General features: G+C 28.8%; 11 protein-coding genes. 10 read left to right on the forward strand and 1 reads right to left on the reverse strand.

Annotated features, from left to right (window positions below; translation table 11 throughout):
- Positions 1 to 523: 523 nt before the first annotated feature.
- The 10 genes from BN854_RS00100 to BN854_RS00145 all read left to right on the forward strand — a co-directional run bounded on the left by BN854_RS00100 (position 524) and on the right by BN854_RS00145 (position 16,138).
- Complete coding sequence (locus BN854_RS00100) at positions 524 to 3,220, forward strand: InlB B-repeat-containing protein (protein ID WP_026653862.1); 2,697 nt, start codon at positions 524 to 526, stop codon at positions 3,218 to 3,220.
- 313 nt (positions 3,221 to 3,533) lie between these two features.
- A complete protein-coding gene (locus tag BN854_RS07350; protein WP_026653869.1) occupies positions 3,534 to 4,652 on the forward strand; it encodes a helix-turn-helix domain-containing protein in 1,119 nt (372 codons plus the stop codon).
- Positions 4,653 to 5,128: 476 nt separating this feature from the next.
- Positions 5,129 to 7,540 (forward strand): InlB B-repeat-containing protein, encoded by a 2,412-nt coding sequence (locus tag BN854_RS00110; protein ID WP_026653876.1) that lies wholly within the window; start codon positions 5,129 to 5,131, stop codon positions 7,538 to 7,540.
- 172 nt (positions 7,541 to 7,712) lie between these two features.
- Positions 7,713 to 9,065, forward strand: a complete 1,353-nt coding sequence (locus tag BN854_RS00115; RefSeq protein ID WP_026653882.1) for an MATE family efflux transporter — start codon at positions 7,713 to 7,715, stop codon at positions 9,063 to 9,065.
- Positions 9,066 to 9,221: 156 nt separating this feature from the next.
- Entirely contained in the window at positions 9,222 to 9,455 is a 234-nt protein-coding gene (locus BN854_RS00120) for a hypothetical protein (RefSeq protein WP_026653890.1), read from the forward strand.
- Between the two features lie 91 nt (positions 9,456 to 9,546).
- Entirely contained in the window at positions 9,547 to 9,780 is a 234-nt protein-coding gene (locus BN854_RS00125; protein WP_026653897.1) for a hypothetical protein, read from the forward strand.
- A gap of 393 nt (positions 9,781 to 10,173) precedes the next feature.
- Complete coding sequence (locus tag BN854_RS00130) at positions 10,174 to 11,478, forward strand: DNA cytosine methyltransferase (RefSeq protein ID WP_026653904.1); 1,305 nt, start codon at positions 10,174 to 10,176, stop codon at positions 11,476 to 11,478.
- Positions 11,468 to 13,018, forward strand: coding sequence for an ATP-binding protein (locus BN854_RS00135; protein ID WP_026653910.1), 1,551 nt, complete (start codon positions 11,468 to 11,470; stop codon positions 13,016 to 13,018). The genes BN854_RS00130 and BN854_RS00135 overlap by 11 nt, the downstream gene beginning before the upstream one ends.
- Positions 13,011 to 15,179: a Z1 domain-containing protein gene (locus tag BN854_RS00140; protein ID WP_026653915.1), complete on the forward strand. Its 2,169-nt coding sequence runs from the start codon at positions 13,011 to 13,013 to the stop codon at positions 15,177 to 15,179. The genes BN854_RS00135 and BN854_RS00140 overlap by 8 nt, the downstream gene beginning before the upstream one ends.
- Complete coding sequence (locus tag BN854_RS00145) at positions 15,179 to 16,138, forward strand: PD-(D/E)XK motif protein (protein WP_026653921.1); 960 nt, start codon at positions 15,179 to 15,181, stop codon at positions 16,136 to 16,138. Before BN854_RS00140 ends, BN854_RS00145 begins: the two co-directional genes overlap by 1 nt.
- A gap of 140 nt (positions 16,139 to 16,278) precedes the next feature.
- Here BN854_RS00145 and BN854_RS00150 read toward each other — a convergent pair whose 3' ends face one another.
- A complete protein-coding gene (locus BN854_RS00150) occupies positions 16,279 to 16,884 on the reverse strand; it encodes a recombinase family protein (protein ID WP_026653927.1) in 606 nt (201 codons plus the stop codon).
- Positions 16,885 to 17,069: the final 185 nt, after the last annotated feature.

The following is a 17,069-nucleotide window of genomic DNA, read 5'->3' on the forward strand; positions in this document are numbered from 1 at the left end:
AAAAATCTATTTTTAATAGTAACTATATTGATAACTAATCGAACGATTCAGGTGATTATTTTTATTTGTGAATATAGTTATTTCTATTACCTAGGGCATTTTACGTATAACCTCTATAGAATTATCATAAAAAATAATTAATACAACCGTTATTTTTATAGCATTTTATTATATTGTATTTAGGGAAATTAGAAAATAAACATTTTTGTTAAATACCATTGTTGTTTGTATACTAACTCCACTATGTTTGTCTTTAAAAAAAGGTACTTATATGCTAATTTTTAATAAAGACATATAGCATTTATTATATTATCTTAAATTGGCTAGTGCAGGCAAAATGATAATAGATGTAGTTATGGGCTTTGATATACCTATTGCTTTTTAATAGAATTAGAATAACTTTTATAAACGATCAAGAAATGGTCGTTTTTTTAAATTTTAAAAATTACTCTTGTATATTAAACATCATAATGATACGATATAAGTAAAACGCTTTCACAAATATAGACAAGAGGAGAATAAAATGAAAAGCAAAAGAATTATAAGTTTTCTAGTGATAGTTTTAAGTTCTTTAATATTGGTTGCCTGTAAAGGTAACGAGAAACAAAAAGGAGAAATCAGTGTTTCATTCAGTGTTGATGGTAAAATCATAAATACAATCACTACTGATAAAGGCACTACGATATCAAAACCTTCAGATCCTAAACTCAAAAACTTTGAATTTAATGGGTGGTATACCCAAGAAGTGGGTGGCGTATCGTGGGTATTTGATGTAAATATTGTAAATGAGAACCGTACATTATACGCAAGATGGAAAAACGAAGAGACTAAAAAAGTTAACCAAATTATCTATAAAAATGAAGTTATTACTCTAGATAAAAAACATCTTTATATTAATGAAACACTCAAAACCAATGAATTAACAGAGTATACATTTACAAACTTACAAGACGCTATTTCTTATGCAGAAAGTGCAACCGAAGACAATCGTTTATATATCTATTTAGAGCCTAGTGTATATTGGACAAGTGACCCTGATGATGAAACAATTTATACAAAAGAAACAGGGCTTATTGGACTTACTATGCCTCAGGAAAACCTAAGCCTTATAGGATTAGATGATAATCCAGAAAATACGATTATCGCAAGCAATAGAGGTCAAATGGCAGGCGCTATTGGTAACTATAACACATTAGCCATTGCTCATGGCTTCAACTCAGATGGCATTACTTTTGCCAATTATTGTAACGTTGATTTAGTGTATCCTTTAGATACAAGTAAAAATAGAGAAAAAAGAAGTGACACTATTACACAAGCTCAAGTGATCACTAAAGCTAATAGTGAACCTATGGATAAATGGATTTTTAAGAATTCAAGATTCGTTAGTTTCTTAAATGTATTTTCAAGAAGTGATGAACCACATCGTGTTTATTATGAAAACTGTTACTTCCAAGCAACCGATGATGCTATTGGAACAGGTGATATTAACGTATTTGTTAATTCACACTTTAAACTATATAGTAACCACCCAAGTGGTAGTGCTTCAAATATTTTACAGGCTTATTTAGGATCTACCTTTGAAATCGAATTTAAAAACCCAGAAAGTAAATCAACGCTCTTTTTCGCAAAGCATAACAATAATTTTGTTTTAATTGATAATACATTTACTGGAAATGCAACGCAATTTGAATGGACTGATACTGTAGATGTGGATACACGTCATTATGTTCATAATAATACTTTTAATGGTAAACCGCTTGTAGTAAGTGCATCTAAGAGTGAAACAAGTGTTCACTTAACAGATGAAATGTTAAAAGCTTATAAAATAGGTAATACCTATAACGTGTATAATTTATTAAGTGGTGATGATAATTGGGATCCGGCTAATCAAAAAGACCTATTTAAAGATGAATTATATATTTCACATGCTGAACTATTAGCTGATAAAACAGTTATAGATGCAGAAAAAGATGAAATATTAGAAATTAAATTAGACCTATTCCCTAATAGTAGAAACTTAGGAACAGTAGAATGGCTTGTGGACGAAAATGCGGTTGAAGTAATATCTAAAACAAATAATAAAATTGTTATTAAAGGAATTAACTCAACAAGCAGAACTATCAAAACAAGAATTAAAGCAATACTTCCATCAGGATATGAAGCAATTAAAACAATAGAAATTCTTTCAGAGTTATTAGAAGCTCCAACGTTCAAAGAAACACCAACATTAAAAATTGAAAATGGAACTGCTGAAGTATCATATAAACTTGATATGAGTAATGATTTTGATGATCATAGTATCATTACATGGTATAAAGTAAAAGATGGTAGAAAAACAGAAATAGCTGTTACCAGATTTAATCAACCATTAAAAGTTTATGAACTTACTAAAGGTGAAGTTGGATACTATCTAGAAGTAGAAGTTGAAGGAAAACATCACTCAAGCTATCCTCAAGAAAAAGTTACTATAGAAAGCAGAACTATTTTAGAAAGTGATGTCACTAGTGATATCATAGAAACAGACTTTTCTCATATATCAACAAAAAGACAAGATGAAATTATAGATAATACTTGGTACTTAGATACGTATAGACCAGTAGATTTAGGATCAGAGTTTAAATGGGATCCAGACCAAGAAAACTCATGGGAATATAATAAAGGTAGTCATGGAGCAGCATCATTATATGGCTTAATGACAACAGGAAGAGGCGCTAGATTATTATATAATCAAAGTGGATCATACAATGATATGAAAGTAACATTAGCATTAACACCACATAAAACAGCTGGACAAGGTTTTGGTAGTGCAACAGGGCAATATATGGATATATATATTAAATATGATGCACATACACAAACAGGTTATGGGGTTAGAATTGAAAGAACTCCAGACCATACTGATGCGGTTAAATTTACATTGTATCAATTTATAAATGGTGTTGGTACAGCTCTTAAAGAAGGCATGTTTACAACAGCCTTCATGCCAAATGCAAAAGTAGAACTATCAGTAATTGGTAATATCTTAAGTGTTAAAGCAACTACACAAACTGAGCAATCAGCAAGCCAAAAAGAAAAAGGACTTTCACCTGAAGTAAATATTTCAGTAGAAATAACTGGTAATAACTTTGGTGGTTTTGGTGTACAACATACTGGAACTGTAAGTTCAGGTAATAGAACAATGCTTGAAAGTGTTAAGATTGAGGCAACTAAAAACAATTAACCTTTCTAAAAAATATTTTAAAGATTTGAGGGCGCTAAACAAGCGCTCTTTTTTATGCAAATAGTCTATATTGATGTTTTAAGAATATGCTAGTATAAAACATTTGAATGACTTTAAGTGTATTTTGTATGATAAGATAAAAAGAAGACTAAGATTATTTTTATTAAATAAAATTATAGAAAAATTTTAAAAAAAGTATAAAGCATAATAAAAACAAGATAAACTCTCCGCTAAGTAGATAAAAAAGGTCTATCTAGGGGTGGTTAAAAACTCATCTAAAGAGTAGACTTTAAAGTGAAAGGGGGTCCTAGATATGGACAACAAAAGAATTTCAGAATTACTTAGATCACTGAGAAAAGCAAAAGGCTATACCCAGCAGCAAGTTGCTGATGCTCTACATATTTCACCTAAAACAGTTTCAAAATGGGAAAATGCGGAAGGCATTCCGGATATAACAATAATCTCTTCTGTTGCAGAACTTTATGAGATTACAATCGATGAACTTTTAAAGGGGAAGATTCAACAAGAACAAAAAGAACCTAAAAAAACACCTAGACTATTTAATGCTTTAAAATCAAGAGTATTAGGTGAGCTTAGTACCTATATTTATATAGCAATTATTGCACAAGTTGCTTTGATTATTATAGCAACTATCGTGGGGCTCTTAGTAAAAGAATCTAAGTTAATCTTATTTGGAGTTATTTCAGGACTTGGTATTGGAGTAAGTAGTGTTATTGTTTTAATGGGAAGAGCTAAATATAAAAACCAAGTTTTATTTGAAGAAGATGAAAATATTATTTATGCATATGATCAAACAAAAAATAGTGCTAAAAAAATGCTTTATTACTATTTAGTCGTTACAGTTGTACTAGGAATGCTTAGTTTTTACTTTCCTCTTGCTATAGGTATTTTTGAGGAAATAGAGTATGTTATAGTTTTTTCAGATATTTTTTCAATGATTTGTATTGTGATTTCTACTGCAGTTGTTCTCATTTATATTCAGAAAAATCTTTATGAATCAAACAATCAGAGTAAGTACCTATCGTATTTTAAATTGTTTATTATCCTAATGACTGTATATAGTATACATTTTATGATCAACGGTATTGTTGTCCAAGAGGTATATCGAATCAAGTTAATACCTAATTATTGGTTCAAGTGGGAAACAACATACTTTGGTCTGATTCACTTTGCATCATTTATCAGCGTGATTTTAGGAGCTTTCTTCGTATTTATCAAAAAGAGATATTTATACATACTACCTATGCTTCTAATTGTTAATATTTTTTCAAGTATTCCCTTATATTTAGATACGCCTAAAGGAACACAACTTTCACCATCTATGTATGCATTTACAGGAAGTTTTGTTTATATTTGTTTATTTATTTCAGCAATTATTTCGTTTAGAAAGGCAAAAGAAATTGACTTATAAAGAAATATTAACTTTTAGAATAGTCATAGAAACAAGGCTAATATCAAGGATCAAAAATAAAACAGACACTTTAAGATTGCTATGAAAAAGAGGCTTTACAAATTTGCTTGGAATCAAGAATTTCTCAAGAACTAAAAAACTTAGCTGAAAATATTCTATATAAGTATCAAGGCATGTGAAACTAATTTAAGTCACTTACTATCATAAGAACATTTACTGGCTTAAATAGGCTATATAACGAATTAGAAGCATCACAATTAGCATTAAATTGTATAATTTCTGCTAATAATAAAAAAACACTCAAATGTAAAATAATTGAAAAATGTGAAAAAAGCCTTGAATTAATAACTTGCTTCTTGTAATATAAGGATGAGTACAAAACTTAATCATTCCACCCCCGCCATAATAATGGTGCAAAATTAAAAAGGAAAACTTTTTATTTTTTGTGCCATTTTATATTTTAGGAGGAGAAACGAATGCAAAGAATCAAAAAAGCTTTAGCTGTTTTATTTATTTTTTCTTTATCACTTGTATTAATCGCATGTAATGATACAAATAAAGAAAAAAGCGAAGAAACATATACTGTTTCATTTGAAGGAACTGATGTAGAGAATCAATCAGTTCAAAAAGATCAAATCGTAAATGAGCCAACTAATGTAACAAAGGAAGGTTATACATTTATTGGTTGGTATGAAGATGAAACTTATACAACCGTATTTGATTTCACTAAAAAAATAACGCAAGATACCAAAATCTATGCTTTATTTTATACCTCAATCAAAACTATTCTAGATTTAGGAAGTAAACTAGAACATGGATCAGTATCAACTGATATATACTTTGTTAAAGGAACAATTAAATCTATCGCTAATTCAACATATGGTAATATGACGATTACTGATGGTGATCAAAGTATTTTCGTATATGGTGTCTTTGGTGATAATGATATTAAGTTTTCAGAGCTAACTAATATTCCTGTAGTAGGAGATATCATTTATATCAAAGGGCCAATCAAAAAATTCAATGATGATGTAGAACTTAATAATACAAAATATATCAAACATGAAAAAAATGATACAACTGAAAAAGTAACAGTCACATTTGCAGAAACTAGTTTAAAACCGATGACAATTTCTAAAGGTCAAACAATTGAAGAGCCACAACAACCAAATAAAGAAGGATTTATCTTTGCAGGTTGGTATAGTGATAAAGAATATACTAAAGCATATGATTTTAAAAGTGCAATTGATGCAGATATCACCATCTATGCTAAATATATTGATTTAACTCAATATGCAGAAATGGATCTTCTATCAGCAAGAAGTCAAACTATAGGAACAAATGTTATTATTAAAGGAGTAGTTGCACAAATTACTTATGCAGATAAGCATAAACCAAATGGAGTATTCATAGTAGATGATACGAATGCAATGTATATCTTTGATGACAAAATTGCATCTGAAGTTGAAATTGGAAACTATATAAAAGTAGCAGGAACTAGAAAAAACTTTATTTTAGAAAAAGAACAACCAGCAGCACAAAAACACCAATATGAAGGTGCTATTCAAGTAGCAGATACATACTTAATGGAATTGACTAAAGGCAACCAAAACTTTAATAAAGACTGGATTCCAGAAACAACTATCAAAGAATTACATGACACAAAACCTTATGACAAGAATATCACAGGAACTATTTATAAAGTAAATGCCTTTATAAGAAAAGTTGAAGGAAAAGGTTTTGACAATTATTACTTCAATGATTTAGATGACAAAACAGGCTTTTACGCATATACAGCTAATAGTGGATCTGACTTTAAATGGTTAGATGAATATGATGGACAACTAAGAACAGTCTATTTATCAGTGATTAATGCAAAATCTAGTCCAAGTGATATTATATACCGTGTGATACCAATGAGTATCGAAGAAGTCTATTCTTACAATACAGATTATAATCCAGAATTTGCGGTTAAATATAGAGCAAAAGAACAATTTACGAATAACTACTTAGAAGGATACTCACCAGAGGTAGATCTTATCACAACAGTTGAATTTGAAACGCTAGGTATTAAAAACACAAATTTAACATATACTTCAAGTAATACAGAGGCACTTGAATTTATTACTGAAAATAATAAACTTACCTTTAAAGTTAAAAATAAAGGTATCATAACAGTTACTATCACAGGAACTTATGAAGATAAAGAATATCAAGAAGAAATTCAAATAGAAGTATTCTCTACTCCGAATGTAGACATTAAGACAATTGAAGATATTCTAAAATTAGAAGATGAAACAGAAGTTTATGTAGAAGGAAATATTATTGCTTCTTTAGTCAATAAAACAGGATTCTATATAGTTGATCAAACAGGTATTATCGCAGTTCAATTAGTTCAAGATGAATTTAATAAAATAGCTTTAGGAAATAAAGTTATTATTAAAGGTAAAAAGACACACGATGGTGTAAAATATGGAAAAGATAATCAATTAAGTTCAGTAGGCCAACTAGTGATTGATGATGCAGTTATTATCGCTAACAAATATGGTAATCACCAATATGAATCAGATATCCTAATTAAAAATAAAACTCTTAGTGACTTTATCAATTTAAAAGCAACTGAAGAACATACAGATAAAGTATATTTATTAGAGGCTAAGATTGAATATAAAGAAACACCATTTTCATCAAATTATTTACTAACAGAAGGTAAGAATAGTTTAAATATTTATTCAGCAAACGGTGGCCAATTAAGTTTCTTAGAACCTTATAAAGATCAAACAGTTCAAGTAGAGTTTGCTGTTGTTAACTGGAATGGTAAAACAGCAGGAGCAGTCCTAGCAGTTATTATTGATGGACAAAGAATCCCAAACCCATCTAACTTTTAACAAAAGATAATCATATAAATAAAATCTCTTTTTGTAAATACAAAAATACCAAAAGGTATAAAGTATTTATAGAAGAGATTTTTTTATAAAACGATTTCGTGTGTTTTTAAATTAACTAAGTCTAAATAAATTGATATAATAATTAAGTAAATTTATACGATTAGAGGACTATATGAAAGATGTTAATTTCCTTAAAGGAAATATTTTAAAATTATTATTTATATTTATGTTACCCGTAGTAATATCTAACTTAATTAATCAGTTATATTCTCTTATGGATACAATTGTAATTGGTCAGTTTTTAGGTAAAAGAGCATTAGCTGCAGTAGGAACAACAGGACCAATAGTTTTTTTAGTTATTGGCTTTGCACAGGGAATTGCCACAGGATTAGGATTAAAAGTAACACAAAGTATTGGCAAGAAAGATATTTCTCAAGTTAAACAATCGATAGCAATCTCATTTCTAATTGGAATCACTCTTTCTATTGTTTTAACAATCCTAGGAATTGTCACAGCACCCTACTTGTTAAACTTTATGAAAGTACCAGATTATTTATATCATGATAGCTATACTTATATTTTAGTTGTCTATGCTGGAATTACTTCAACAGTATTTAGTATTTTGTTAGTCTCTATTTTACAAGGCTTTGGAAATAGTAGATTTCCATTAATTGTTATGATTTTAACCTCAATATTTAATGTGATTCTAGATGTTGTCTTGATTGGAGTTTTAAAATTACCAGTATTTGTTTCAGGCTTAACGAATGTGTTAGCTCAAACAGCTTCATTTATTTTATGTTATATATACTTAAATAAAAAGTATAAGGAATATAAAATATTAAAAAGTGATTTTGTTGTGGATCAAAAAAAGATTAAAAAGCATTTAGTAATGGGACTTCCAATGGCCTTTCAATTTTCAATTACAGCAATTGGAGTTATGGTTGTACAATCCTTTTTAAATCCATTAGGAGAAAATGCCATATCAGGCTTTTCTATTGGCTCTAAAATAGAAACACTAGTAGTTCAACCAATGGTTGCCTTAGGTGTTGCAGTATCAACGTTTGCTGCACAAAATTTTGGGGCAAAACAATATACAAGGATTCGTAAAGGAATTAATTTATCATTAGTCATTTTACTTGGAACAACTTTTATAGCAACCATTTTTTCAACTGTTTTTAGTCAGCCATTAATTAGAATGTTTATTTCAAACCCAACAGAAGAAGTTATTACATACGCAACAAAGTATCTAACAACTATATCATGGTACTATATTATTTTAAATATTTTATTTGTATATAGAATGACACTTCAAGCAATAGGAGAACAAGTTATTCCTACCTTAGGTGGTGTGATGGAATTAATAGGAAGAATCTCAGCAGCATATTTATTAATCCCATCTTTAGGATATTACGGGATTTCACTAGCAAGCCCAATAGCTTGGATATGCGCAGTTTGTATTTTAGTTCCAAGAATGTATCATTATTTACATAAAAAGAATAAAGAACTAATCGTTCTTGCAGTATAAATAATTGGACAAAAGATCTATATCTTTTGTTCTTTTTTATATTTTAATAAGCTAAATGGCTCTATAAGTATAATGTATCTATAAAAAAACATAGAAATGGCTAGAATAGTGATATAATAGACATATATTATATAAAACATAAGGATAAGTATGTGGATGAAGATACAAAAAGATATTTCCAAGGCTATTAAGAGTAGAAGTTGGTTATCGATTGAATATCAAAACCAAAAAGAGGATATAACTAAATATTGGATCGCTATCACAGATATTAACTTAAACAACAGAAGTTTTTCTGTTGATGCTTTTAACATGTCAAAAATGAGCAAGACTGAAAGTGGAGTCATCCATATTAATAGTCTCTTTTTGATAACACTAGAGCTGATGAAATAAGTGGATCTAGAAACATTTATTACAAATGTAAAAATAGAGTAGATTTAGTTGTTACAGATAAAATTAGAGTATAAAATAAGGAGAAATTATAATGGCAAAAATAGTCAAAATAACGAAAAATGAGTCAGGAGTATCACAAAGAAATGGGATAGTAAATGTTGAGTGTTTATTTGAAAAGGGGTACTTAGAAAATGGTCAACCGTGTGTTATATTAAAAACATATAATCCAAATAGTATAAATAAAGGAGTATCTCAAATACTACACATTAATAAAGATATTGCAAAGAGGCTTATAGACATTTTTAAAGAAGAACTTGATGTTTAAAAAAATTATTATAGAATTCAGTAAAAAAATTAAAAATACTGAGAGTTGATCAATAAATTAGATAAATACTATAAATTATTTAACAATAAAAATTTAAATATAATTATTGTGTATTAATTACTCAGATTTTAAGCATTGTGTAAAATATGATTTATGCTTCATATATTAGTATAAATAGTTCTCTATATGTTATAATTTATTTATCAAATAATGTGGTTTTATAATTACTTAAATTGAAAACAGGTCTATTTTTAACTACGTACAATATAAGTATTTGAATTTTTTTAATTTAAATCTTTTATAAAAAACAGGAAATTATTTCAATATATTGATATATTAAGCCGTTTTTTACTTAAATAAATTAAAAATAGTTAGTAAGAGGGTAAAATTAAAATGAACAATAAGAAATTTACTTTTGTTGATTTATTTGCTGGTATTGGAGGTTTTCATCAAGCCCTTGAATCATTGGGAGGGATGTGTGTAACAGCATCTGAAATTAACGAATTTGCAAAGGAAACATACCTATTAAATTTTCCTAAAACTCCTGTTGTTGGAGATATAAATGAAAATTGGAATAAACTTCCAGAGTTTGATGTTTTATGCGGCGGATTTCCATGCCAACCTTTTAGTAAAGCCGGTAATCAGCAAGGATTTAATGATGAAGAGAGAGGCAATCTTTTCTATAGAATTATAGATATTTTAAAAGATCACCCTGAATGCAAATTTATAATTTTAGAGAATGTGAGAAATTTATCTGACAAGAGTGAAAATTGGGATATAATACAGAACGAGTTAAGAAATCTAAATTTTTACGTTACTGAAAAGCCACTGATTTTATCGCCAAGTCAATTTGGAATACCTCAAATTAGAGAGAGGGTTTATATATTAGGGATTAGAAAAGATATTAGGGATGCTAAAAAACTTAAAAATGGATATATACATTTAGAAGAATTGGAACTAACCGATTTACCTCCGGGATTGGGGTCTTTAAGTAATGGTGATGCATGGAAAATTTTAGAACAAAATATTGATGATAAATATAATTTGCCTCAAGAAGAAGTTCAAATATTGGATATTTGGGATGAATTTAGACGAGGGACAAATTTTGAGCCAAGCGGAGTTCCTATTTGGCTAGATTATATGGGTATAGGTCTTTCTGATAAAAAATACAAAGACTTGACTCTATATCAGGTAAGGGCAAAGCAAGATATGAAGATTGATGAATTACCAAAGTGGAAACAAAAATTTGCTCAAAAAAACAGAGAATTTTACAAAAAGCATAAGTTATTTATAGATAATTGGTCAAAGCAGCATAATATGATGGAAAGAATTTCAACACACAAAAAATTTGAGTGGAATGGTGGAGATGAATTTTCCTCTTTAAAAGAAGTTATTATCCAGTTTAGGCACTCAGGAATTAGAGCAAAGAAGCCAACGTATTTTCCAACGTTAGTTGCTATAAACAATAAACCAATCATTTGGGATAAAAATAAAAAAACCTATAGATATATTACTCCTAGAGAAGCTGCAAATTTACAGAGTTTTAAAAAAGATTTTATCTTTTCACCTAATGAATCCCATACTTATAAGCAACTAGGTAACGCTATAAATGTCAAGGTTGTAGAGATATTAGCAAATAAATTGATTAATTTTGCTTATGATGACTGGAACAAAGGAGCAAATGATGATGGAAAATAAGATTAATATTCGTCCAACAACAGGTGTGTATGCAACATATAAGAACTTAAGATATGAGCCTTGGACAGCCATAGCAGAATTTGTAGATAACTCTACACAGAGTTTTTTTGATCATCAGGAAGAATTAACTTCCATGGCGAACTTCGGTAAATTAGTTGTTGAAATAACTTACGAACAAATGCCTGATGGAAACGATACATTGACAATAAAAGATAACGCTTATGGAATGGAAATAGAAGATTTTGAAAGAGCCATTAAGATCGATAAACCACCTTTGAATAAAAAGGGAAGAAATGAATTTGGAATGGGATTAAAAACAGCTGCCTGTTGGTTTGGAAATTTTTGGTCAATTGTGTCAACACAATTAGGATCAGACATTAAGTATTCAGCAAGTGTTAATGTAGAAAAAATAAGTGAAACCCATGAAGATTATATTGATTATGATATGGAAAAATCAGATTTGGGAGAGCATTTCACAATGCTTACAATAAGCAATTTAAATAAAAAGATAACGGGTGGAAAAACAATAGGTAAAGTTAAATCATTGCTAGCAAGTATATATAGAGAAGATTTAAGGCGAGGCGATATTAGCATAATTTACAATGGAACTGAATTGTTTTTTGAAGAAGTAGAAATATATAAAGAAAAGCTCCATGATGGAACTTTCAAGGAGTGGAAAACTGACATTGACATTATGGTCGAACACGAAAACCAATTTTTACCTGTCAGAGGTTTTGTTGCTATTAGACAAAAAGGGAGTGTATCTGATGCGGGACTTTCTCTTTTAAGAAGAAAAAGAGTTATCGTAGGTGGAGTAGATCAAAATTACCGTCCAAAAGAAATATTTGGTAATTCAAATGATTTTCCCTATCAAAGAATTTTTGGCGAATTACATATGGATGAGTGGAAAGTTACACAAGCAAAAGACAACTTTGATTGGCACAATGGAGGTTTAGAAGAAAAATTTATTGAAACTCTAATTCCGTTAATAGAAGATTTAATAAAAAAATCTGCGAAAATTAGAGTTAGACAAAAAGCAATTTCAACAGATTTTATTTCAAAAGCGGTAGAAGAATTAGCTGATGCTGGAATAATAGAAAATCCAAAAATCACCTTTATAGAAGAAGGATTAAAGGAAGAATTTATAGAACAAGGAAGTTTAATAGTTGATGATAATGAAGATACATCTGTAATTATTGAAGGACCAAAAACTTCAGAGGTGAGCCTAGAAAGAAACGGTGTTCATTATAACTTTCTTGTTAACTTTAAAGATTATTCTACACAGTGGGTACTAATAAAAAAAGAAAATAGTTCTTATAGAATTACACTTAACATGAAACATCCGTTTTTTAAGCCTTTAATAGATGACAGTAAGTTTATAGAGGTAATGACTAAATTTGTATTTAGTATGGCTATAGCAGAGATTGAAAGCACAGTAATGTCTCCAGATAGTAGAATTGATCCTGCTGATATCAGAATTAAAATGAATACATTATTAGAGGAAAGTTTGAAATTAAAGGAGAATGAATTAAATGAGTGATGTTATAAAGGTTATTCCCAAAACTGACAATAAAAATGTATGGACAATAAAAAGTGATGGTTACTACAGTAACTGTGTTAAAAATGTAATGGAAGAAGAAGACTACCCAGATGAATCAATAAATTCAATAATTCAGAATGCAATTGAAACCTTGTCTCAGTGTCCAGACCCTAATATTAATGATGAGTCATCAAAAACAGGAATTGTTATTGGTAAAGTTCAAAGTGGAAAGACTTCTAATTTTATTTCTTTGATAGGCTTAGCTTTTGATAATGGTTATCAAATTGCAGTTGTTTTGGGCGGAAATAAAAATAATTTACTTGAACAAAACGTAACAAGAATTAAGAATTCTTTTAGGGTTGATGCCATGAAGTTGGTTATATTAGACACGAATAAAAATGATGATGTTATAAATGCCAATACAATATCAGAATTTATAAAGCAAAACCGTAAAATCATTATTATAGGGTTAAAACATCAAAAACATATTGATAAAATGTCTGATATTTTTAATAATTATAAATTATCGATAGCGCCAACAATAATTATTGATGATGAGGGAGATCAAGCAACATTAAACACAAAAAAATATAGCAAAGATAAAAAGAAAATGAGTACAATCTACGAGTCTGTATTAAAACTAAAGACTAGAATTAAAAAACATTGCTTTATTTCAGTTACAGCAACTCCTCAAGCAAACATCTTGATTGATACCCTAGATCTCTTATCTCCAGATTTTGGAGTCTTGGTTGACCCAGGGATCGGTTACTGCGGCTTATCTGAGTTCCACGGTGACAACCAAGATAAATATGTTAAGGTTATTCCAGAAGATGAAATTAGTTTATTTGATAGTTGTGGTATTCCAATTTCAGTATATGAAGCTCTAGCTTCGTTTTTTGTTTCAAATGGTGTTAGAAAATATCGTGGTGATTTTGGAAATCATGCATTATTGTTTCACCCAAGTCAAAGAAAAGTTGATCATGCTAGTGTAGTAGAAAAGTTACAAAGTGTAGTGGACAGTTGGAAGAACAAGGCTGATTGTTATGAAGACATAGCTTATCAAAGCCTGAAAAGGCACTTAGTTTCAGCATACGACAAATATAAAAATGATGGTGTTAATTTACCGTCTTTTGTTGATTTAGAAGAATTTATTTTAGACTCGATAAAATTTTGTTCAAAAATTCACTTGACTAATAGTGATACTGACGCAAGTAAAAATTCAGAATTATATAAAACTAATATTTTTGTCGGTGGAAATATGGTTGAAAGAGGATTGACGATAAAAGGCTTAGCCATTACTTACATAATTAGAAGAGCTAAAACAACAAGTAACGTTGATAATACAGAGCAAAGAGCAAGATGGTTTGGGTATAAAGAGGCTTATATAGATATATGTAGAGTATACACAACACAGCAGATTAAAGATGATTTTCATCATATTTTCGAACATGATGAAGCACTCTGGGATACTATAAAAAAAGCAGAACAACAGGGTACCCCGTTTAAAGAAATTGGTAGAGTATTTAAAAATAATAGTAGATTATTAAGATTGACTAGATCAAACGTAGCAAGAACTCAGAAACTTGATTTTGACCAATTTAAATCTCAAAATAGTGTTATTTTAGATGAAAAAGTAGCAATAGAAAATAATAGACTTTTAGAAAAAATAAAGAATGATAACAAAGAAAAATTAATTAATATAAGGTATTCAAGGACTCAGAATCATTTATTATTACCAAATTTAAAATTTTCTATAATCAAGAAAGATCTATTTAATCTATACAAATATCCAACAACAGGTAACCTAAATAAAGGGTTCTTTGATTTATTGGAGGCTGGGTTTCAACATCTAAAAAAAGATCCAATTACTGATATTTTGTGGGTCAGATACGAAACTAAGGAAGAACGTAATATTGATGAATCAGGAAGAATGCTTAGTACATTAATGCAAGGTCATAATCCTAATGTTAATAGCCCAGATTTTTATATTGGTGATAGAAAACTGCCTGATGAAAGAGCTGATAACATACAGGTTCAAGTGCATCTGGTTAAGCCTAACAAAATTGTTGGGTATGATTTTTATTTACCTTTTTTTGTTATATATCTACCATCTAAGTTAACCGAGGCATTATCATCGTTTGTTACCAAAGGAGAAAAATAATGGAAATTGATAAATTATATCAAACACTAAAAAATATTGAAAAGCCAGTGGACAACAGTTATAATGTTGTTAAAATAGAAAATAGTTATTATGGTATTTCAAAAGAGGGTTATATAACGTTTATTAGTGAAACTGATAACGAGCATATTAGACCAACATCTCAGCGAACAAAACATCTCTTTCTAGAGACAAACATGAAATGCTCTTTAAAAACGGATGAAGTAATATATGAAGGAATATATAACGTTCTTGTTTGTTTTGAATCAAACTATGAATCTATTATTTCATTTATACAACTTACGAATGTATATTCAAAATCAAGGAAAAGCACGTTAATTAATATTAAAACTTTTTTTGAAACATTAAAGAACTTATTTTCGAACAAAAAGCAACTACCTCTATTAGAATTGCAAGGATTATTTGGTGAACTATATTTTATGTATTATATTCAAAATGATAAGTTTGATATTTCTGATTTTTGGCAATCAAAGGAAAAAATGAAATTTGATTTTTCTATTACGGAATATAATAAAATAGAAATCAAAACTACAACTGGAGATTCAAGAGTCCATAAATTTAGGCATGAACAACTTGTTTCAGATATTTATGATACATGGATTGTTTCTATAATGTTAAGAAAAGATGATCAAGGTCTTTCTTTGTATGAACTATCTGAGAACGTAAAGAAGAATAATCCTCTAAAATTTAATTTACATATTCGCATTACAAATTTACTTAATAATTATACTAAAACTGAGTTAGAACAAATTAAATTTAACGAGAATTATATAAAAAGTAACATGGGATTTTATAGAACATTAGATATCCCAAGGTTTCAAGAAAAACAGCCTAAAGGCGTATATAATACAGAGTATGATGCCGATTTAAGCAATGTTAAGAAAAACAATAAAACACAAATCAACGAATGGATTTGCAAGTCTTTAAAATTAAATCAATAATAACATCAAGTAGCAAGAATTGTGGCTGATTTAGCACAGGTGATATTCAATCCAGGATCAAATAAAGTTGACTAATACTAAATTAAAAAGTAACTCTAATAAAGATGTTAAAGTACATATAATTTATTATAAGCACGCGACTAAAAATTAATTTTTTCTAGAAATAGATATTTATAAAAAGATGATTTAGATATTCCTAACACTTTAATAGCTTCACGAGAAGTTAATTCTTTATTCTTAACTTTACTAACGATATCTTTAAAATTATTAGGCAATTTAACTCTAGGGCGTCCCATGTGGATGCCCTTTTCTTTTGCAAGTTTAATTCCTTCGGCTTGCCTTTGCTTAATATTATCTCTTTCATTCTCTGCGACAAATGACAACACCTGTAAAACAATATCACTAATAAACTTACCAACTAGATTATCAGGTTGTATTCTAGTATCTAAAAGGGGCATATCAAGTACTTTGATATCTGCCCCTATTTTTTTAGTTATAAACGACCATTCTTCAATAATCATTTCATAGTTTCTTCCTAAACGATCAATACTTTTAACAATTAATAAATCCCCATATTTTAATTTGTTTTTAAGTTTTAAATACGAATCTCTTTCAAAATCTTTACCACTTTGTTTATCGATAAAGATATTTTTCTTAGATAATTTTAATTTTTCAATTTCATCTAATTGTCGATCAATAGATTGTGTTTTAGATGAAACTCTTATGTATGCATATGTTTTAGTCATAAAATTCCTCCTGTATGTAAAATGCAAGACTTATTTTAACACTAAACATTCCTATAAGGTACACCTTTTAAAACTCATTAATATATAGGCTGATCCTATCACTTTTTAGCTAAATAATCAAGTTTATATAAAAATACTATTAAATTTGACACACTTTCTATCAAAAATAACAATTCCTAAAAGGT

Source organism: Alteracholeplasma palmae J233, from assembly GCF_000968055.1.
In the GTDB taxonomy this organism is placed as follows: Bacteria; Bacillota_I; Bacilli_A; order Acholeplasmatales; family Acholeplasmataceae; genus Alteracholeplasma; species Alteracholeplasma palmae.